This window comes from Streptomyces sp. NPDC090032 (genome assembly GCF_044748025.1).
GTDB lineage: Bacteria > Actinomycetota > Actinomycetes > Streptomycetales > Streptomycetaceae > Streptomyces.
Genome location: NZ_JBIVFF010000013.1, coordinates 178747 through 197947, shown reverse-complemented (window position 1 = coordinate 197947; position 19201 = coordinate 178747). Strand labels below are relative to the sequence as shown.

Below are 19201 nucleotides of genomic sequence, written 5' to 3'. Positions count from 1 at the left end.
AGGCACGTATGTCCCCCCACATCTCACCCCGCTCCGAGGAGCTGCGCCGGCGCTTCGCCGAGGAGGCGCGGGCGGAGCGGCCCGATCTGTCGCAGCTGTGCCTGCTGGTGGCCGCCGAGGCGGACGGCTCGCTCGACGAGGCCGGGATGGACGCGGTCCAGATGGACCTCGACCGGCTCGCCGGACAGGTGCCTTTTCGTCCCGGCGGGCCGCGGGAGTGGGCGACGGCGCTGGCCGGGCTGCTGGGCGACCGCTGCGGCTTCCGCGGCGCGCCCGGCGACTACGAGCGGCTCGAGTCGTCGCTCCTGCACGAGGTGATGCGGCGCAGGCGGGGGCTGCCGATCCTGTTGTCGGTGGTGTGGATGGAGGTCGCGCGGCGGGCCGGGGCGCCGGTGTACGGGGTGGCGCTGCCGGGGCACTTCGTGGTCGGGTTCGGCCCCGCGCAGGATCAGGTGCTCGCCGATCCGTTCGACGGGGGCCGGGTGCTGACCGGCGCGGACGCGGAGCTGCTCGTGGCGGGTGCGACGGGGACGCCGCTGAACGCGTCGATGCTGCGGCCGGCCGACCCGCTGGACGTCGTGCTGCGGATCCTGAACAACATCCGGGCGTGGGCCGCCGCGCGGCCGGAGCGGTCGGACGTGTCACTGTGGGCGGTCGAGCTGTCCCTGCTGCTGCCCACGCATCCGGCCCGGCTGCGTTACGAACGGGCCCAACTCCTGGTCCGCAGCGGGGACTTCCTCGCGGGGGCGGCGGAGCTGGACGCGTACGCGGAGGTGGTGGGCGCCGTGGACGCCCCGGCCGCCGAGACGGTGCGCGCGCAGGCGCGGGCGGCCCGCGCGATGCTCAACTGACCGGCCCCCTACGAGCCACCAGCCCGGCATGATCCGGACCAAAGGCCTGGAGCCTCCCTTCGGGCCCTAGAGCCACCCCTTCTCGCGGGCGATCCGTACCGCCTCCGCCCTGTTGCGCACGGCGAGCTTCTGGATGGCCGTCGAGAGGTAGTTGCGGACCGTTCCCTGCGACAGGTGCAGGGCCGCCGCCAGCTCGGCGTTGGTCGAGCCGTCGGCCGCCGCGCGCAGGATCTCGCGTTCGCGGTCGGTCAGCGGGTTGGCGCCCCCGGCGAGCGCGGCGGCCGCGAGAGTGGGGTCGATGACCCGCTCGCCGGCGAGCACCTTGCGTACGGCTTCGGCGAGCTGGGCCGCGGGGGCGTCCTTGACGAGGAAGGCGTCGGCGCCGGACTCCATCGCCGTACGGAGATAGCCGGGGCGGCCGAACGTCGTGAGGACGACGACCTTGAGGGCGGGAAGGTGCTCGCTGAGCTGGGCGGCGGCCTCGATGCCGGTCATGCCGGGCATCTCGATGTCCAGGAGTGCCACGTCGGGGCCGTGGGCGCGGGCCGCCTCGAGGACCTCGTCGCCGCGCGCGACCTGGGCGACGACCTCGATGTCGGGTTCGAGGCCGAGGAGCGCCGCGAGGGCCTCCCGCACCATCGACTGGTCCTCGGCGAGCAGGACCTTGATCTGAGCGCTCATGCGGCGGATCCTACGGAGCCCACCGGCACCCGGGCCACCAGCAGGAACCCGCGGTCCCGCCCGGGGGCCGACTCCAGGGTGCCGCCGACGGCCTCGACGCGTTCACGCAGGCCGGTCAGGCCGTTGCCGGGCACGCCGCTGCCGCCCGCCCCGGCACCGACCCCGTCGTCCTGCACCGTCAGCTCCATGACGGGGCCGTCCAGGGTCTGGCGGCGGGCGATACCGACCGTGCAGCGGTGGGCGCCGCTGTGCCGTACGGCGTTGGTGACGGCCTCGCGCAGGGTCCAGGCGAGGGCGGCCTCCTGTTCGGCGGGCAGGTCGTCGGGGGCGTCCGCGGGGACGTCGGCCTCGATGCCGGCGGCGCCCAACGCAGCGCGCGCTCCGGCCAGTTCGGCGCCGAGGCGGGGGCGGCGGTAGCCGGTGACGGCCTCCCGGACGTCGACGAGTGCCTGGCGGCTGACCTGCTCGATGTCGGCGACCTCCTTGCCCGCCTTCTCGGGGTGGTCGGGGAGCATGCGGCCGGCGAGCTCGCTCTTGAGCGTGATGAGGGAGAGCGAGTGGCCGAGCAGGTCGTGCAGGTCGCGGGCGAGGCGCAGCCGCTCCTCGTTGGCCGCGAGCTGGGCGACGGTGGCGCGCGCCCTGCGCAGTTCGACGGTCGTGCGCACGAGTTGGCGTACACCCGTCATCGCGAAGCCGCCGAGGAGGGCCGGGACGACCAGGCCGAGGTCCCAGCCGCGGCCGAGCGGGATGCCGAGGAGGACCATCCCGGCGGTGACCGCGACAATCGTCCAGCGGGCGTACCGCATGGGCAGTACGGCCCCGCAGGACACGGAGACGTAGACGAACAGGACGAGCCAGGGGGCGCCGAGCGTGAGGGACATGACGACGGCGACGGCGGCGAGCGCACCGAGGATCGCGGACAGCCGCCCCAGGCCCAGGGCGCGGACGGTGTGCCGGAACACGAGGACCAGATAGACGCCGACGAAACCGACCAGGCCGAGCCAGCCCAGCGCGGTCGCCCACGCCGTGTGGCCGCCGTTGACGAGATCGTCGATCGGGTCCGCCATGAAGACCAGCCAGATGCCGATCCACAGCAGTTTGCGCAGGGCCTCACGGTGGTTGCGGGGCGGCCGGCCCATGCCGGTGAGCCTGATCTCGTCCGACGTCGTGGCGTTCACGCCTTCAGGGTGTCCTTCCGGTACAGCCAGGCCGCGCCGCCGGCGAAGACCAGGAAATAGGCGACGATCAGCGTGATGTCCTTGGCGTGCGGGGCGTTGCCCAGCTCGATGGCCTGGCCGAGGGCAGCGTACGCGTGGGTGGGCAGCCAGGACGCGATGTCGCTGAGCCACTGCGGGAAGCCGGTCGAGGGGAACCACAGACCGCCCAGGATCGACAGGCCGAAGTAGACGATCATCGTGATGGGGCGGACGGCGTCGCCGCTCGCGAGGTAGCCGATGGCGACGCCGAGCGCGGCGAAGCAGAGGCTGCCGGCCCAGATCGCGACGACGAGGGCGAGCCACTGCCAGGCGTCGAGACGTACGCCCTTGGTGACGGCTGCGACGACGAAGACGACGACGATGGACGGCAGGCTGACCACGGCGGCGCTGGCGGTCTTCGCGAGGACGTAGCCGCGCCCGGGGAGCGTCGTCAGGCGCAGCTGGCGCACCCAGCCGCTCTCGCGCTCCTTGGCGATGCGCTCGCTGTTGCCCATGAGGACGGCGGTCAGGGCGCCGAAGGACGCCATGGACACCATCATGAACGCGGCGAGGTTCAGGCCGGTGCCGTCGACCATGGTCGAGCTGTCGGAGCTGCCGGCGATGAGCAGGAACAGGACCGAGGGGTAGACGACGGAGAAGAACAGGAACTTCTTGTTGCGCAGGGCCCGGGTGATTTCGAGCTTGATCAGGCTGTTCATGACGTCCTGGCCTCCTCGGCCGTGGTGATGGCTACGAAGGCCTGCTCCAGGCCGAGGCCCGCGACCTCCAGGTTGCGCGGGTAGACGCCGAGTCCGTACAGGGCGTGCACGGTGGCGTCGGCGTCGCTCGACTGGAGGCGGACGGTGCGGCCCGACACGTCGAGGGTGGTGAGGAACGGCAGGGCGCGCAGGGCGTGTTCGTCGATGTCGCCCTCCAGGTCGAAGGCGACCTTGCGGGCGCCCGCCCTGGCCTTGATCTCGGCGGCGGTGCCGTCGGCGAGGAGCCGGCCGCGGTGCAGGACGAGGACGCGGTCGGCGATCGCGTCGGCCTCCTCCAGGTAGTGCGTGGCGAACAGGACCGTGCGGCCCTGGTCGGCCTGTTCGCGCATCGTGGCCCAGAACGCCTGGCGGGCCGAGACGTCCATGCCGGTGGTCGGCTCGTCGAGCACGATGAGGTCGTTGGCCCCGGCGGTGGCGAGGGCGAAGCGGACGCGCTGCTCCTGGCCGCCGGAGAGCTTGTTGACCTTGCGGTCGGCTATCTGCGTGATGCCCGCCCGGGACAGCACCTCGCCCGGCTTGTACGGCTTGGGGTGCAGGGCGCAGGCGAGCTTCACGAGCTCGGCCACGGTGACCTCGTCCATCAGGCCGCCGCTCTGCAGCATGGCGCCGACGCGGCCCTGGACGATCGCGTCCCGGGGGCCGGTGCCGAAGACGCGGACGGTGCCGGTGTCCGCCGGGCGCAGGCCGAGGAGGAGGTCGAGGGTGGTGGACTTGCCCGCGCCGTTCGGGCCGAGGAGGGCGACGGTCTCGCCCGGGTGCAGTTCGAGGGTGAGCCCGTCCACGGCCCTGACGTCCCCGTAGCTCTTGCTCACCCGCTCGAAGCTGACCACCTCGGTGGCCTTGGCTGTCGTTGTCATGGCGTCCATGGTGCCGGGCGGGGGCGGGTGCCCGGCAGTGTCGGGAGGCCGGTGTCCGGGATGACAGATGTCATGTCTGCGGTCACGTCGGCTGTCACGTCTGCTGTACGTCTGCGGAGACAGCACACCGGGCGGGCCCCGTGAAGGGACCCGCCCGGTGTGGTGACGTACGTGCCGACTAGCTCGGGTTGGTCTCGATGACCCCGGTTCGCTCGGCAGGCGTCTTGCCCTTCAGGGCGAGACGCATCGCGCTGATCACGTCCTGGGGCGTCACCGGGGTCTTCTTGCCGGTGGCGCGGGTGATCAGGACGCCGTCGAACGTGTTGCCGTAGAGCTTCTTCACGGCCTCCGGGTCGTAGTAGTCGACGAGCTTGCCGTCGATGGCCTTGACGCCGAGGATCTGCGGCAGCGACTTGGCCGGGCCGAACGGGATCTGCGCGTTGCCCGCCTTGATGACGACGTTCGCGGACATGGCCGGCTCCGCGAACTCCTTCATCATCCGGTCGACCTCGGCGTTCGAGACGGTCGGCTTACGGGTCGTCGTCGCCATCGGCACGGACCGCGAGGCGCCCGTCTCCACGTGCGTGCGGTACGCCTCCTCGACGGACGAGGAGGACCGGGCGACGTCGATGCCCTTGCCCGTCTTGCCGTACACGGCGATGGCCTTGCCCGGTACGAACTTGATCGTCCCGTCGCCCGACGCGGCGCCGCCTGCGGCCCGTTCGAGGGCGGCCTGGAGCTTCTCCTCGTCGACCGGCATGACCGGCTCGACGACGCGTTCGTTGCCGAACAGCGAGCCGATCACGGAGACCGGGTTGTAGTCGCTGCCTGCGGCCGCCGCCACCGTCGCCGTGCTGTCCAGGCTCAGGCCCGCCTGGTCCGGCCTGAGCGGCACGGACTTGCCGTCGACCGACAGCTGGAGCGGGTCGGTGGTGCGCTTGCCGAAGGCCGTGTCGAGCTTGGCCGCGGCCTCGTCACGCGTGCCCCCGCCGATGTCGACGCCGAGCACGGTCGTGTTCTTGGGCACGTCCGAGTGGTTCATCAGGAGCCCGGCGCCGTACGCGACACCGGCGAGGCCCACGACGCCCGCGCCCAGGAGGACCAGCTTGTTGCGGCCCTTCTTCTTGCGGGGCGCGGCCGGGGCGCTCTGGCCGACGGGGTCGGGGAGCTTCGGCGGGGTGTGCGGCAGCGGTCCTTCGGGGCGCGGGCCCTGGGCGAACGGCGCGTTCGGTCCGCCGATGCCCGGCGAGACGACCGGGATGCCGCTGGTCAGCGTCTCGCCGGAGACATGGCCGCCCGGGCCCGGCTCGGGCGCGGGCTTCTGCGGCGTGAGGATCGCGGTGTCGTCGCTCATCTGCGGCGGCCGCTGGCCACCGGGAGGGCCGCCGGCAGGACCACCGAGGGGGCCACCGGGGGGACCACCGACCGGACCACCGGGACGCGCCATCGGGCTGTCGCCGCCGGGACGCACCAGCGGATTGTCGCCGCCGGGACGCGCCATGGGGCTGTCGCCGCCGGCGGGGCCCGTGGTCGGACCCGAGGGGCCGCGCGGCGGGACGCCGGGGCCACTGCCGTCGGCGTTCCCGGCGAAGTAGGGCAGGTCGCCGCGGTGCGGGTCGCCGGAGTTCCGGGGCTGCGGCGGGCGGCCCTGCGACCCGGTGGCGCCGAGCGGCCCGGCCGCGACCGCGCCGGACACGTCGAAGGCGCCGGAACCGCCCGAAGGGCCGGGCGCCGCACCGGAGTTGCCCGGAGCGGAGCCGCCCCGCTGGGGCGGGCCCGACTTGCGCGGCGCGAACCAGTCGCTCGTCTTCTCCTCCGCGGCCGGTGCGCCCTGGCCGTCACCCGAAGGAGCGGACCGGGGAGCAGGCGGGGCGGGGGTCTCGGGTGCCGGAACCGGCGCGGCGGCAGGGTCCGGGGTGGCGGGTCCCGCGTCCACGTCGCTCATGGGCGTGCGCATCACTACGGGCGGGATGGGGCGCGATCCGGGGATGTTGATCCGGATCCGCGTCGTCAGCGTGGTCTCCGTCTTGCGTTCCTCGGGGACCGGCCGGCCCTCGGCGGGCCGCCCGGCATCGCCGGGCGCACCGTCGCCGGACCCGGCACCCTGGGCAGCGGTGCCGTACGGAGGCGTCCCCGAGGGGTACGCGGCACCGCCGCGGCCCTGGGGCCCGGAGGACGAACTGTCAGTTTCACGGCTCAAAGCAGGTTCTCCCGGTTGGCTCCGCCGCCCGTCTCGACCTCACGCGGGCTGCTCGGCGGCGCGCACCACCATACTGGCCGCGGCCGGAACGCAACCGGTGACCGCCGACGAAACCTGTGCGGGGCACGGGCCGGGGCGTGCCGCCGGGCACGCCCCAAGTGGTACGTCACTTCCCAAGTCGGGCGGCGGGCCCCGCTGGTTGCTGCGGCCGGCCAAGCGTGGCGCACATCACAGCGACGGCCATCCCGCCAAGAAGGAACAGGTAGGAGCCGGTTCCCGCGCCGAAGAGGAAGTCGCCCTCGGGCCGGGTCGACGTGAGCAGGATGACCGCGACGGCCCAGCCCACGGCGGGCGCGACGGCCCCGCCTCTGGTGCCCGTCGCCCGCGCCCCGCCGAGGAACGCGCCGGCCGCGGCGAGCAGCGCGAGCAGCAACCCGCCCGGGAACAGGCCACCTTGGACCAGGGAGCCCGCCACCCCGACGAGCGCGCCGAGCACGAGGAGCCCCGCCAGCGCGGCGATGCGCCCGGCGTCGGGGCTGCCCCCAGCCGGCTGGACGGGCGGGCGGGCCGGGGGCTTCGCGGCGCCGCTCGACGCCGCCGCCCGGCCGGACTTGGCCGGGTTGCCCGACTTGCCTGCACCACTCATCACGCCACCACTCCCGCGAACAGGTCCGTCTCGTGCGGCGCCCCGGCCTCGCCCCGCGCCAACTCGTAATACTCCACGTCGAAGACCGGCTGGGCGAGCCCGTTCGACAGCGCGAAGACCGGCTCGCCGCCGGGCGCGATCTCCACCTGGGTGGCGTGGGCGCGCATCGCGGCGGTCTTGGCCGCGGCGAAGGCCCTGCCGTCGATCTCGGTGGTGACCCGCTCGTCGTCGACGACGCCCGGCACGTCACCGATCGAGGCCACGGTCTCGTACGGCGTCGAGCCGAGGACACCGGCCAGCCACCGGAAGCGCTCCTCGGCCATGGACCGGGGCACGCGGTTCCAGTAGATCTTCGCGACGGTGTGGGTGTCGCCCAGGTCCCGGCGGAACGCGGGCTCGGCCGCGAGGTCGGCGGCGCGCATCGCGACGCGGTGGGCCTTGATGTGGTCGGGGTGGCCGTAGCCGCCGTCCGGGTCGTAGGTGATCAGGACCTGGGGGCGGACCTCGCGGATCACCTCGACGAGAGGGGCGGCGGCCTCGTCCAGGTCGGCGGCCCAGAAGGCGCCGGGCCGGTCGTTCTGCTCGGCGCCCATCATCCCGGAGTCGCGGAAGCGTCCCGGGCCGCCGAGGAAGCGGTGGTCGGTGACCCCGAGCTCCTTCATGGCGGCGGTGAGCTCGCCGATACGGTGCGGGCCGAGGATGTCCTCACGGTCCGGGGCGAGGTGCGCGAGGACGTCCGGGATGACCTCGCCCTCCTCGCCGAGCGTGCAGGTCACCAGGGTGACGTGGGCACCGTCGGCCGCGTACTTGGCCATGGTGGCGCCATTGTTGATCGACTCGTCGTCGGGGTGCGCGTGCACGAGGAGCAGACGCCGGTCGGGCAGTTCCGTCATGCGCCCCAGCCTAGGACGCCCGGGCGCGCGGCTAGAACTTGATCCCGCCGATCATGCCCGCGACGTTCGTCGTGAACTCGCTGATGGTGGGGGCGATGGAGGAGCTGGCGAGGTAGAACCCGAGCAGGACGCAGACGATCGCGTGCCCGGCCTTCAGACCCGACTTCCTGATCAGAATGAAGACGATGATCGCGAACAGCACCACTGCCGAAATCGAGAGTGCCACAGCGGTCCACCTCCCTTGATCCGAGTCCAACTGCCGTACGCCACGCGGTAGCCCACCGGCTCCTGCCCACGCAGCGCTATGGATCATAACTATCCGTCCCGCCGCATGAGTCGGTGCATTGCAGCAAGGGGGGCGCACGGCTGCACGGCCCCATAAGGTCGGGGGATGACCACCGAGCCTCTCTCTTTTCCGCGCCAGCACGCCCGCACCCAGCGCTTCACGCTCGGCGCACCACGGGCGTTCACGGTGGCGCCCGGCGGTGAGCACGTCGCCTTCCTGCGGTCCGGATCCGGCACCGATCGGGCGAACGCGCTGTGGGTCCTCGATGCGGGGTCCGGCGAGGAGCGGATCGCCGCCGATCCGCGGCTGCTGCTCGGCGGCGCCGAGGAGCATCTGTCGGACGAGGAGCGAGCGCGGCGCGAGCGCAGCCGCGAGGGCGCCGCGGGCATCGTCGCCTATGCGACGGACACCGCCGTGGAGCTGGCCGCGTTCGCGCTGTCCGGGCGGCTGTTCACCGCGGAGCTGCGCGCGGGCACGACCCGCGAACTCCGCGTTCCCGGGCCCCTGATCGACCCGCGGCCCTCTCCGGACGGCCGCCATGTCGCGTACGTGTCCGGGGGCGCCCTGCGCGTCGTCGGCGCGGACGGCGAGGGGGACCGGGCGCTCGCCGGTCCGGGCGAGGACGAGGAGCCGACCGTCACGTACGGGCTCGCGGAGTTCATCGCGGCCGAGGAGATGGGGCGTTCGCGGGGCTTTTGGTGGTCGCCCGAATCGGACCGGCTCCTGGTGTCCCGCGCGGACGACGCGGCCGTGCGGCGCTGGTGGATCGCGGATCCGGCGCACCCGGACCGCAAGCCCGCCCGCACCGCGTACCCGGCGGCGGGCACCCCCAACGCGGAGGTGCGGCTCTTCGTCATCGGCCTGGACGGGGCGCGCACGGAGGTCTCCTGGGACCGGGCGAGGTACCCGTATCTGGCGCGGGTGCACTGGTCGGCCGACGGGGCGCCGCTGATCCTCGTACAGGCCCGTGACCAGCTCAGTGAGCTGTATCTCGCGGTGAACGTCGAGACCGGTTCGACGCGGATGGTGCACGCCGACGAGGACGCGCAGTGGCTCGAGCTGTTCCCCGGTGTGCCGTCGTGGTCGCCGAGCGGGCAGCTCGTACGGATCGCGGACGAGGGCGGCGCGCGGGTCCTCGCGGTCGGCGAACGGCCGCTGACCGGGCCGCAGTTGCATGTGCGGGCGGTCCTGGACGTGGGTGAGAGCGATGTGCTGATCTCGGCGTCCGCGGGCTCGGCGGCGGCGGACCGGGAGACCGGCGAGGTGCACGTGTACCGGGTCAACGAGCTGGGCGTGGAGCGCGTCTCGGACGAGCCGGGCGTGCACTCCGCAGTACGTGCGGGCGGCGTGACCGTCCTGGCGTCGGCGCGCACCGACGAGCCGGGCACCCGGGTGCGGGTGCTGCGGGACGGCAAGCAGATCGCGACGATCGCCTCGCACGCCGAGCGCCCCTCGCTGAGCCCCCGACTGACCCTCACGGAGGCGGCCGGCATCCCGTGCGCCGTCCTGCTCCCGTCCTCCTACGAGCAGGGCGACGGGCCGCTGCCGGTGCTGCTCGACCCGTACGGCGGCCCGCACGGGCAGCGGGTGCTCGCCGCGCACAACCCGCATCTGACGTCGCAGTGGTTCGCCGACCAGGGCTTCGCGGTGGTCGTCGCGGACGGCCGCGGCACCCCCGGCCACTCCCCCGCCCGGGAGAAGGCGGTCCGCGACGACCTCACGCTGACGCTCGACGACCAGGTCACGGCGCTCCACGCGCTGGCCGACGCCTTCCCGCTCGACCTGAACCGGGTGGCGATCCGCGGCTGGTCGTACGGCGGCTATCTGGCGGGGCTCGCGGTCCTGCGCCGCCCGGACGTCTTCCACGCGGGCATCGCGGGCGCCCCGGTCACGGACTGGCGGCTCTACGACACCCACTACACGGAGCGCTACCTGGGCGACCCGAAGGCCTCGCCGCAGGTGTACGCGAAGAACTCGCTGGTCACCGACGACGGTCTGGCCGAGGCGGCGGGCCGGCACCGCCCGCTGATGATCGTGCACGGCCTGGCCGACGACAACGTCGTGGTGGCGCACAGTCTGCGCCTGTCGTCGGCGCTCCTCGCCGCGGGCCGGCCGCACGAGGTGCTGCCGCTGTCCGGCGTGACGCACATGACGCCGCAGGAGCAGGTCGCGGAGAATCTGCTGCTGCTCCAGGTGGACTTCCTGAAGCGCTCGCTGGGGCTGGACCGGTAAGGCGACCGGCCGGGGCGACATGGCGCGCCCCGGCCGGTCCACGGCACCCGCACGGCCGTACGCTGTTCAGCCTGACGCGTTCGTATATCGGTGCCGCGACGGTCAAGTTGCCTGTGTGTTAACGCAGTTGACGCGCATTTGTCGCGACATGTACGCCTACTCGCCGGGGACTACGCGCTTCTCCTCGGCGAAGTGGCAGGCCGAGTCGTGCTTCGCCGGTGAGTCCCCGATGCGGAACTCGGCGGGCACCGCGAGCGCCGGCACCTCCAGTGCGCACCGCTCCTGCGCCTTCCAGCAGCGGGTGCGGAAGCGGCAGCCCGAGGGCACGTTGGCCGGTGACGGCACGTCGCCGGTCAGGATGATCCGCTCGCGGTGCTCGCGCGCCTCGGGGTCGGGGACGGGCACGGCGGACAGGAGTGCCTGGGTGTAGGGGTGCGTGGGGTGTTCGTAGATCTCCTCGTCGGTGCCGATCTCGACGATCCGCCCGAGGTACATGACGCCGACCCGGTCGGAGATGTGCCGCACGATCGACAGGTCGTGGGCGATGAAGACGTAGGACAGGTCGAACTCGTTCTGGAGGCTGTCGAGCAGGTTGATGACCTGCGCCTGCACGGATACGTCGAGCGCGGAGACCGGCTCGTCGGCGACGATGATCTCGGGGCGCAGGGCGAGGCCGCGCGCGATGCCGATGCGCTGGCGCTGGCCGCCGGAGAACTGGTGCGGGTACCGGTTGATGTACTCCGGGTTGAGCCCGACCACGTCCAGGAGGTCCTGCACCTTGCGGCGCCGGTCGCCCTTGGGCGCCACCTCGGGGTGGATCTCGTACGGCTCCCCGATGATGTCGCCGACCGTCATGCGCGGGTTGAGGGACGTGTACGGGTCCTGGAACACCATCTGGATGTTGCGGCGTACCGCCTTGAGGGCGCGCCCGGACAGCTTGGTGATGTCCTCGCCCTTGTACTTGATCTGCCCGGCGGTCGGCTGTTCCAGGTTGACCAGCATCTTGGCGACGGTCGACTTGCCGCAGCCGGACTCGCCGACGATGCCGAGTGTCTCGCCATGGCCGAGCACGAAGTCGACTCCGTCGACGGCCTTGACCGCGCCGACCTGCTTCTTGAACAGGATCCCCTGGGTGAGCGGATAGTGCTTGACCAGGCCGCTGACCTCCAGGATCGGCTCTCGGGCCGGCGCGGGGGCGACGGCTTGCGCCTCTTTCGCCAGGTCAGGCATCGAGCGTCTCCTTCCAGAAGTAGCAGGCGCTGCGGCGCGTCGGGCTCACCTCGAAGAGCGGGGGAACGTCCGTGCGGCACACGTCCTGGGCCAGCGGGCAGCGCGGATTGAAGGCGCAGCCGGGCGGGATGTGCATGAGGTTGGGCGGCAGGCCCTTGATCGCGTACAGCTCCCGGCCCTTCTGGTCCAGGCGCGGGATCGATTCGAGCAGGCCCTTGGTGTACGGGTGGGCGGGCGCCTTGTAGATCTCGCGCACGGGGGCGGTCTCGACGATGCGGCCCGCGTACATGACGGCGATCTTGTCGGCGACGTCGGCGACCACGCCCAGGTCGTGCGTGATGAGGATGAGGCCCATCCTGAGCTCGCGCTGGAGGTCGGCGAGCAGCTCCATGACCTGGGCCTGGACGGTGACGTCGAGGGCGGTGGTGGGCTCGTCGGCGATGATCAGGTCCGGTTCCAGGGCGAGCGCCATCGCGATCATGATGCGCTGGCGCATGCCGCCGCTGAACTGGTGCGGGTACTGGCCGACCCGCTCCTTGGCGGCGGGGATCCTCACGCGGTCCATCAGCTCGACGGCCTTGGCCTTGGCGTCCTTGCGGGACATGCCTCTGTGGACGGTGAACAGCTCGCCGATCTGCGCGCCCACGGAGAGCACGGGATTGAGGGAGCTGAGCGCGTCCTGGAAGATCATCGCCATCTTCGCGCCGCGGATCTTGCGCCGCTCGTCCTCCTTGAGCCCCAGAAGGTCCGTGCCCTGGAAGAGGATCTCGCCGCCGGTGATCTTCCCGGGCGGGATGTCGAGGATGCCCATGATCGCCTGGGCGGTCACGGACTTGCCGGATCCCGACTCGCCGAGCACGGCGAGGGTCTCGCCCTCGTCGACGCTGTAGCTGACGCCGTTGACGGCCTTGGCGACCCCGTCGCGCGTGCGGAACTCCACGTGCAGATCCCGTACTTCGAGCAGCATGGGCGCCTACCTCAGCTTGGGGTCGAGGGCGTCGCGCACCGCGTCGCCGAGCATGATGAACGCGAGCACGGTGACCGCGAGGGCGCCTGCGGGCCAGAGCAGCATGTGCGGGGCGTTGCGGATGTACTGCGACGCCGCAGAGATGTCGATGCCCCAGCTCACGGTGGGCGGCTTGAGGCCGACGCCGAGGTACGAGAGCGTCGCCTCGAGGGAGATGTACGTGCCGAGCGCGATGGTGGCGACGACGATGACCGGCGCGATGGCGTTGGGCAGGATGTGGCGCAGCATCATCCGGGAGTTGGAGGCGCCGAGCGCCCGCGCCGCCTGCACGTAGTCGTTCTGCTTGGCCGTGATGACGGAGCCGCGGGCGATACGGGAGAGCTGCGGCCAGCCGAGCAGCACCATGAACCCGATGACCGGCCAGACGGTGGAGCTGGTGACCACGGACAGGAGCACCAGGCCGCCGAGGACGACCGGGATGGCGAAGAAGACGTCGGTGATGCGGGACAGGACCGCGTCCCACCCCCCGCCGAAGAACCCGGCGAGCCCGCCGAGGACGCTGCCGAGGAGGGCGACGCCGATGGTGGCGCAGACGCCGACGGTGACGGAGGCGCGGGCGCCGTACACGGTGCGCGTGTAGACGTCGCAGCCCTGGCCGTCGAAGCCGAAGGGGTGGCCGGGCTGGGAGCCTTCCTGCGCCTTGGCGAGGTCGCAGGAGAGCGGGTTGCCGGAGGCGATGAGGGAGGGCCACAGCGAGATGATCACGAGGAAGACGATGATCAGACCCGAGACGATGAAGACCGGGTTGCGGCGCAGATCGCGCCAGGCGTCCGACCAGAGGCTTCTCGGTTTGCCGGAGGGCCCTGTGCCTTCGGGGCCGCCCGGTGTCCTCTCCAGGGTCACCCCCTCGCTCGTGGCGAGGTCCATGGCACCGCCCGCGCCGGTCGAGGCGATGGCGCCGTCCTGCGGGGCGCGGCCCCCGCCCGACAGATAGGGCTCCGGCGGCTCGGGTTCAGGCATAGCGGATCCTCGGGTCGAGTACGGCGTACAGGAGGTCGACGATCAGGTTGGCCGCCAGGAAGACGAGGACGAGGACGGTCACGAAGCCGACGACGGTCTGGGTGTTCTGCCGGAGGATGCCCTGGTAGAGCTGGTAGCCGACGCCGTGGATGTTGAAGATCCGCTCCGTGACGATGGCGCCGCCCATCAGAGCGCCGATGTCGGTGCCGATGAACGTGACGACCGGGATCAGCGAGTTGCGCAGCAGGTGCCGGACGATGACGCGGCGGCGCGGCAGGCCCTTGGCGATGGCGGTGCGGACGTAGTCGGCGCGGCGGTTCTCGGCGATCGAGGTCCTGGTGAGCCGGGTGACGTAGGCGAGGGAGACCGAGGCCAGGACGAGGCCGGGGACGATCAGTTCGGAGAAGGTCGCCTCGGTGGACACCGCCGGTTTGATGATCCCCCACTCGACGCCGAGCAGGAGCTGGAGGAGCAGACCGGTGACGAAGGTCGGTACGGAGATGACGACCAGGGTGAGCAGCAGCACGGAGGTGTCGATGGGGCGCCCGCGGCGCAGGCCCGTGATGACGCCGAGGGAGACGCCGATGACGATCTCGAAGAGGATCGCCACGATGGTCAGGCGGATCGTCACGGGAAAGGCGGCCGCCATCAGTTCGGTGACCTTCTGGCCGTTGAACGCGGTGCCGAAGTCGCCGGTGAAGACGTTCCCCATGTACGTCAGGTACTGCTGCCAGACGGGCTTGTCGAGGCCGAAATCCTTCTCCAGCTGAGCGGCCGTGGCGGGGTCGCACTGCTTGTCGCCGCACAGTCCCGCGATGGGGTCGCCCATCACGTTGACCATGAGGAAGATGAGCAGCGTCGCGCCGAAGAAGACCGGAATCATCTGCAGCAGACGCCTGATCACATAACGTCCCATACGGGGCTCCGGAATCGGGGGGAGCGGCCGCCCTTCAGGCCCCGGACCGCCGCTCCCCGGGCGTCAGTTGACCTTGATCTCGTTGTAGACCGGAACGCTGAACGGGTTGAGGGCGACGTTGGAGACCTGATCCGAGTAGCCGGCGCTGCCGTTCTGGTACCAGAGCGGGATGGCCGCCATGTTGTCCCTGACGACGCCCTCGGCCTGCTGGAAGATCTTGACGGCCTTGGCGCGGTCGGACTCTGCGTTGGCCTGATTGACGAGCTTGTCGAACTCCTTGTTGGACCACTTGCCGTCGTTGGACGAGGCGTTGGTGTAGTACAGCGGCTGCAGGAAGTTCTGGATGAGCGGGTAGTCCATCTGCCAGCCGGCGCGGAACGGGCCCGACATCTTCTTCTGCGTGATCTTGTTGCGGAAGTCGGCGAAGGTGCCGGTGGGCAGGCCGACGCAGGCCTTGTCGTTGCCCAGGGCGTTGTTGATGCTGTTGCAGACGGCGTCGACCCACTCCTTGTGGCTGCCGGTGTCGGCGTTGTAGCCGATCTTCACCTGGCCGCCGGGGATGCCGCCGCCCTCCTGGACCAGCTTCTTGGCCTCGGTGGGGTTGTAGTCGCAGCCGTCGCCGCACAGGCCGTCCTGGAAGCCGCCGTCCTTGCCGAGGACGGGCGAGGTCCAGTCCGTGGCCGGGGTGCGGGTCTTCTGGAAGATCGTCTCGGTGATCTGCTTGCGGTTGATCGCCATCGACAGGCCCTTGCGGACCTTGTCGCTGTCCGCCTTGTTCCACGCGGGGTCGTAGAACGGGAAAGCGAGCGTCTGGATGATGCCGGCCGGGGTGTTGATGTACCGGCCGGCGAGGTCGGCCTTGACGTTCTTCAGCTGCGAGGCCGGGACGTCGTCGACGAGGTCGAGGTTGCCGGCCGTCAGGTCGGTGTACGCCGTGTTGTTGTCCGTGTAGACCTTCAGGTCCACGCCGCCGTTCTGCGCCTTGTCGGTGCCGGGGTAGGCGTCCCACTTGCGCAGGGACATCTGGGCGCCCTTGGTGTAGCTGTCGATCGTGTACGGGCCGTTGCCGATCGGCTTGCTGACCCATGCGTCGTGGCTGTCGAAGAAGGCCTTGGGGAGCGGGGCGAAGGCCGCGTAGCCGAGAGTGTCGGGCCAGAGCGAGAACTTCTGGTTGAGCTTGACCGAGAAGGTCAGGGGGCCGGTGACCTTGAGCCCGGACAGACTGGTGGCGCTCGGGGTGCCGGAGTCGGGGTGGACCTTGTCGTAACCGTCGATCTGGCCGAAGAAGTAGGCGTTCTTCTGGTTGTTCTTCAGGTCCGCGCCGTAGTTCCAGGCGTTCACGAAGGACTGCGCGGTGACCTTCTCGCCGTTGGAGAACGTCCAGCCGTCCTTGACCGTGATCTTGAAGTTGACCGAGTCCGTCGTCTCGATCTTGTCCGCGAGCATGTCCTCGGCGGCGCCCGTCTTCGAGTTGTAGCGCTTCAGACCACGGAAGAGCATGTCCATGACCTTGCCGCCCTGGACCTCGTTCGTGTTCGCGGGCTCCAGCGGGTTCTGCGGGTCACCCCAGGACGAACGGACGATCCCCGAGCCGTCGCCGCCACTGCCACCGCCGTCGCCCCCACCACCACAGGCCGTCGCCGCGAGAGCGACGGTCACCGCGCATACGGCCCACTTGGCGTGCGTGGCTCCACGCATGGGGTGCCTCCTCCGAGTGCTCTGGATCCATGCCTTACGGCACTTAGGCCCAAATATCACTCCGAGAGGGATATGACGCACTTTCAGGCCGTCCGTTCGGGGCGGGGGTGATCCGTGTGTGCGCGATCGTCTCCGCCTCCACCCCGGCAACGACTACCGCGGCAAGCTCTTCAGCGCACAGGGATGGCTCAGCAGGTTTCCGAGGAAGCCCTCCGTGTCGCCGTTCTTGTACGCGAGCGCGCGGCCGGTCAACGCCCCTTCCGCCAGGCCGAGTTCGATGCCGAGCACCGGGCTGCCGACCCTGGCGTCGGCCGTCGGGAGCTGCACGGGGAAGGAGCCTCGCAGGGCGAGGGTGTCCGTGGCTTCGACGGGGGCGACGGCGCTCTCGTCGCCGGTGGTCAGCTCGGCCCGGCTGCCCGGCAGGATCCGCAGACGCAGGGGCACCTCGCCCTCCGGCGCCAGGACGTGCCCCGCCCACTCCCCCTCCGCGAGGCTCAGTGGGCGCGCGGGCACCGAGAACACCGGTGAGATCAGCTCGGGCCTGAACCCGGGCACCAGCTCGCCCAGGACGTGGGCGAGGACCGCGTCGCGGGCCGCCTTCACCGTCGTGTTGGTCAGGACCGCCACCGACAGGCCCAGTTCCGGCGCGGACACCGCCATCGCCGCCACCCCGCCCATGCCGCCGCCGTGGCTCACCAGGAGCGGCCCCTCGCCGCGCGAGACGCACCAGCCGAGGCCGTACCCGAGATGCTCCCCGATCGGCACGGCGTCGAGGACCGCGGCGGCCGTCTCTGGCTTCAGGAGCCGCGGCCAGGTCTGCGCGAAGAGGGCGAGCTGAGGGGCCGTCGCCCAGCCGAGCGAGGCGCCGGGATGGCTGGTGCGCAGGCCCCCGGGATAAGGACGCCCGTCGGAGGTGTAGCGGGTCGCGGCGCCCGGACAGGCCGTGGCGATGCGGAACCCGTCGAGCCCGAGGGGTCCGAGGACCCGCTCGTGGGCGTACGTGGCGAGGTCCTGCCCGGTGGCGTCCTCCTGGAGCCGGCCGAGGAGCCGGTAACCGAGGTTCGCGTACTCGAAGCCGGAGCCGGGCGCGCGGCTCAGCCGGGTGTACGGCTCCGGGTCGACGGCCGGCTCGCCCTGCTCGCCGTAGTGGAAGTCGTAGTGCGCGCCGATCCCGCCCCGGTGCCGCAGGAGCTGGCGCGGGGTCGCGCCGAGCGGTCCCGGTGCGTCCAGGTCGAGCAGCCCCTCGTCGGCGGCGACGCAGACCGCCGCGGCCGTGACCGGCTTCGTGACGGAGGCGAGGGCGTACGGGGTGTGGGTGGTGGCGGGGATCCGCGCGCCGGTGTCGGCGAGCCCGTACGCCTCGGCGAGGATCACCTCGCCCCGCGCGGCCACGGCGACCGAGACGGACGGACTCCCGTGCTCCGCCATCGCCCGCGCACACCGCGCCCCGAGGTCGTCCAGCATGTGCGGCCCCTCTCCCTCACCCGTTCGTTCCTGGATCATCGCCCACTTCGGGACCGTCACGGCCCCCCGCCCGGAAACGCCGACGGCCCGTCACCGGTGCGTCACCGGTGGCGGGCCGTGTCGGTCGGTTCGGGAACGGTCAGGCGTCCTGGCCGGACCCGTCCTCGAGGGCCGCGAGGGCCGGGTCGAGGACGATGTCCTCGCCGCGGTCCTCCGTCGTCGGGTCCTCCGGGAAGTGACAGGCCGTGAGGTGGCCCTCGCGGCTGCCGGAGATCTGGACGAGCGGCGGCTCCTCCGTGGCGCACTTGTCCTGCGCCTTCCAGCACCGGGTGCGGAAGCGGCAGCCGGACGGCGGCGAGATCGGCGAGGGGACGTCGCCCTCCAGGCGGATCCGCTCCTTCTTCACCGCGTCGATGTCCGCGTCCGGCACGGCCGACATCAGCGCGTGCGTGTACGGGTGACGGGGGCGGTTGTAGAGCGAGTCGCGGTCGGCGATCTCCACGATCTTGCCCAGGTACATCACCGCGACGCGCTGCGAGAAGTGCCGCACGATGGCCAGGTCGTGGGCGATGAAGACGAACGCGATGCCCATCTCCCGCTGCACCTTCTGCAGCAGGTTGACGACCTGGGCCTGGATCGACACGTCGAGCGCGGAGACCGGCTCGTCCGCGACGATCAGCTTCGGCTCCAGGGCCACGGCCCTGGCCACGCCGATGCGCTGCCGCTGGCCGCCCGAGAACTCGTGCGGGAAGCGGTTGTAGTGCTCCGGGTTCAGGCCGACGATCTCCAGCAGCTCCCGCACCCGTGCCTCGCGGCCGCCGGGCGGGTTGATGCCGTTGATCTCCATCGGCCCGGAGATGATCGAGCCGACCGTCTGCCGCGGGTTCAGCGACGCGTACGGGTCCTGGAAGATCATCTGGATCTCGGACCTGATGGGCGCCAGCTGCTTGCGGTTGGCGGTGCTGATGTCCTGGCCGTTGTACGTGATCGTGCCGTGGGTCGGCTCATACAGGCGGGTCAGCAGACGGCCCGTCGTCGACTTGCCGCAGCCGGACTCGCCGACCAAGCCGAGGGCCTCGCCCCGGAAGACGTCGAAGGAGACACCGTCGACGGCCTTGACGGCGCCGATGGTCCGCCGGATCGGGAAGCCGCCCTTGATCGGGAAGTGCTTCTTCAGGTCGTGGACCTGGAGGAGGGGTGCGCTGTCCGCGTCCCGCTGCTGCGGGATCGCTTCCGCGACCGCCGTGATGGTCTGGTTGTTCTCGCTCATGGTCATGCCCCAGTC

17 protein-coding genes are annotated in these 19201 nt (G+C 71.5%); 2 read left to right on the top strand and 15 right to left on the bottom strand.

The window, feature by feature from the left end:
* Nucleotides 1–8 precede the first annotated feature (8 nt).
* On the top strand, nt 9–851 hold the full coding sequence (locus ACIPWY_RS30255; RefSeq protein WP_401535833.1) for a tetratricopeptide repeat protein: 843 nt from the start codon (nt 9–11) through the stop codon (nt 849–851).
* A gap of 66 nt (nt 852–917) precedes the next feature.
* Here ACIPWY_RS30255 and ACIPWY_RS30250 read toward each other — a convergent pair whose 3' ends face one another.
* The 8 genes from ACIPWY_RS30250 to ACIPWY_RS30215 form a co-directional block, all read right to left on the bottom strand.
* Nucleotides 918–1532: a response regulator transcription factor gene (locus ACIPWY_RS30250; protein WP_362903721.1), complete on the bottom strand. Its 615-nt coding sequence runs from the start codon at nt 1530–1532 to the stop codon at nt 918–920.
* A complete protein-coding gene (locus ACIPWY_RS30245; protein WP_401535896.1) occupies nt 1529–2671 on the bottom strand; it encodes a sensor histidine kinase in 1143 nt (380 codons plus the stop codon). The genes ACIPWY_RS30250 and ACIPWY_RS30245 overlap by 4 nt, the downstream gene beginning before the upstream one ends.
* A gap of 35 nt (nt 2672–2706) precedes the next feature.
* The gene (locus ACIPWY_RS30240) at nt 2707–3447 is read right to left on the bottom strand and encodes an ABC transporter permease (RefSeq protein WP_362903719.1); all 741 of its coding nucleotides are present in this window, start codon (nt 3445–3447) and stop codon (nt 2707–2709) included.
* Entirely contained in the window at nt 3444–4364 is a 921-nt protein-coding gene (locus ACIPWY_RS30235; protein ID WP_362903717.1) for an ABC transporter ATP-binding protein, read from the bottom strand. The genes ACIPWY_RS30240 and ACIPWY_RS30235 overlap by 4 nt, the downstream gene beginning before the upstream one ends.
* Before the next feature lie 178 nt (nt 4365–4542).
* Nucleotides 4543–6564: a hypothetical protein gene (locus tag ACIPWY_RS30230; RefSeq protein ID WP_362903715.1), complete on the bottom strand. Its 2022-nt coding sequence runs from the start codon at nt 6562–6564 to the stop codon at nt 4543–4545.
* Nucleotides 6565–6730: 166 nt separating this feature from the next.
* On the bottom strand, nt 6731–7210 hold the full coding sequence (locus ACIPWY_RS30225; RefSeq protein WP_362903714.1) for a DUF6113 family protein: 480 nt from the start codon (nt 7208–7210) through the stop codon (nt 6731–6733).
* Complete coding sequence (gene mshB, locus ACIPWY_RS30220) at nt 7210–8103, bottom strand: N-acetyl-1-D-myo-inositol-2-amino-2-deoxy-alpha-D-glucopyranoside deacetylase (protein ID WP_401535829.1); 894 nt, start codon at nt 8101–8103, stop codon at nt 7210–7212. Before mshB ends, ACIPWY_RS30225 begins: the two co-directional genes overlap by 1 nt.
* 31 nt (nt 8104–8134) lie before the next feature.
* Nucleotides 8135–8329, bottom strand: a complete 195-nt coding sequence (locus ACIPWY_RS30215; protein WP_362903710.1) for a hypothetical protein — start codon at nt 8327–8329, stop codon at nt 8135–8137.
* A 165-nt stretch (nt 8330–8494) separates the two neighbouring features.
* On the opposite strand from ACIPWY_RS30215, the gene ACIPWY_RS30210 reads away from it, so the two are divergent.
* Complete coding sequence (locus ACIPWY_RS30210) at nt 8495–10621, top strand: prolyl oligopeptidase family serine peptidase (RefSeq protein ID WP_393703673.1); 2127 nt, start codon at nt 8495–8497, stop codon at nt 10619–10621.
* 156 nt (nt 10622–10777) lie between these two features.
* On the opposite strand, the gene ACIPWY_RS30205 is transcribed toward ACIPWY_RS30210, so the two are convergent.
* The 7 genes from ACIPWY_RS30205 to ACIPWY_RS30175 all read right to left on the bottom strand — a co-directional run bounded on the left by ACIPWY_RS30205 (nt 10778) and on the right by ACIPWY_RS30175 (nt 19186).
* Nucleotides 10778–11851, bottom strand: a complete 1074-nt coding sequence (locus tag ACIPWY_RS30205) for a dipeptide ABC transporter ATP-binding protein (RefSeq protein WP_362903707.1) — start codon at nt 11849–11851, stop codon at nt 10778–10780.
* On the bottom strand, nt 11844–12818 hold the full coding sequence (locus ACIPWY_RS30200; protein WP_362903705.1) for an ABC transporter ATP-binding protein: 975 nt from the start codon (nt 12816–12818) through the stop codon (nt 11844–11846). The genes ACIPWY_RS30205 and ACIPWY_RS30200 overlap by 8 nt, the downstream gene beginning before the upstream one ends.
* A gap of 6 nt (nt 12819–12824) precedes the next feature.
* A complete protein-coding gene (locus ACIPWY_RS30195) occupies nt 12825–13838 on the bottom strand; it encodes an ABC transporter permease (RefSeq protein WP_362903703.1) in 1014 nt (337 codons plus the stop codon).
* On the bottom strand, nt 13831–14754 hold the full coding sequence (locus ACIPWY_RS30190; RefSeq protein ID WP_362903701.1) for an ABC transporter permease: 924 nt from the start codon (nt 14752–14754) through the stop codon (nt 13831–13833). Before ACIPWY_RS30190 ends, ACIPWY_RS30195 begins: the two co-directional genes overlap by 8 nt.
* 63 nt (nt 14755–14817) lie before the next feature.
* The gene (locus ACIPWY_RS30185) at nt 14818–16452 is read right to left on the bottom strand and encodes an ABC transporter substrate-binding protein (protein WP_362903699.1); all 1635 of its coding nucleotides are present in this window, start codon (nt 16450–16452) and stop codon (nt 14818–14820) included.
* A 153-nt stretch (nt 16453–16605) separates the two neighbouring features.
* Nucleotides 16606–17916: a serine hydrolase domain-containing protein gene (locus tag ACIPWY_RS30180; RefSeq protein ID WP_401535828.1), complete on the bottom strand. Its 1311-nt coding sequence runs from the start codon at nt 17914–17916 to the stop codon at nt 16606–16608.
* A 139-nt stretch (nt 17917–18055) separates the two neighbouring features.
* A complete protein-coding gene (locus ACIPWY_RS30175; protein ID WP_401535826.1) occupies nt 18056–19186 on the bottom strand; it encodes an ABC transporter ATP-binding protein in 1131 nt (376 codons plus the stop codon).
* Nucleotides 19187–19201 lie beyond the last annotated feature (15 nt).

Excerpts from the sequence above, each read along its gene's own strand:
- ACIPWY_RS30245 (WP_401535896.1), bottom strand. The coding sequence starts at position 2,671 with ATGGGCCGGCCGCCCCGCAACCACCGTGAGGCCCTGCGCAAACTGCTG.
- ACIPWY_RS30175 (WP_401535826.1), bottom strand. The coding sequence starts at position 19,186 with ATGAGCGAGAACAACCAGACCATCACGGCGGTCGCGGAAGCGATCCCG.
- mshB (WP_401535829.1), bottom strand. The coding sequence starts at position 8,103 with ATGACGGAACTGCCCGACCGGCGTCTGCTCCTCGTGCACGCGCACCCC.
- ACIPWY_RS30225 (WP_362903714.1), bottom strand. The coding sequence starts at position 7,210 with ATGAGTGGTGCAGGCAAGTCGGGCAACCCGGCCAAGTCCGGCCGGGCG.
- ACIPWY_RS30195 (WP_362903703.1), bottom strand. The coding sequence starts at position 13,838 with ATGCCTGAACCCGAGCCGCCGGAGCCCTATCTGTCGGGCGGGGGCCGC.
- ACIPWY_RS30205 (WP_362903707.1), bottom strand. The coding sequence starts at position 11,851 with ATGCCTGACCTGGCGAAAGAGGCGCAAGCCGTCGCCCCCGCGCCGGCC.
- ACIPWY_RS30180 (WP_401535828.1), bottom strand. The coding sequence starts at position 17,916 with ATGCTGGACGACCTCGGGGCGCGGTGTGCGCGGGCGATGGCGGAGCAC.
- ACIPWY_RS30235 (WP_362903717.1), bottom strand. The coding sequence starts at position 4,364 with ATGACAACGACAGCCAAGGCCACCGAGGTGGTCAGCTTCGAGCGGGTG.
- ACIPWY_RS30185 (WP_362903699.1), bottom strand. The coding sequence starts at position 16,452 with ATGCGTGGAGCCACGCACGCCAAGTGGGCCGTATGCGCGGTGACCGTC.
- ACIPWY_RS30210 (WP_393703673.1), top strand. The coding sequence starts at position 8,495 with ATGACCACCGAGCCTCTCTCTTTTCCGCGCCAGCACGCCCGCACCCAG.
- ACIPWY_RS30190 (WP_362903701.1), bottom strand. The coding sequence starts at position 14,754 with ATGGGACGTTATGTGATCAGGCGTCTGCTGCAGATGATTCCGGTCTTC.
- ACIPWY_RS30200 (WP_362903705.1), bottom strand. The coding sequence starts at position 12,818 with ATGCTGCTCGAAGTACGGGATCTGCACGTGGAGTTCCGCACGCGCGAC.
- ACIPWY_RS30240 (WP_362903719.1), bottom strand. The coding sequence starts at position 3,447 with ATGAACAGCCTGATCAAGCTCGAAATCACCCGGGCCCTGCGCAACAAG.
- ACIPWY_RS30255 (WP_401535833.1), top strand. The coding sequence starts at position 9 with ATGTCCCCCCACATCTCACCCCGCTCCGAGGAGCTGCGCCGGCGCTTC.
- ACIPWY_RS30250 (WP_362903721.1), bottom strand. The coding sequence starts at position 1,532 with ATGAGCGCTCAGATCAAGGTCCTGCTCGCCGAGGACCAGTCGATGGTG.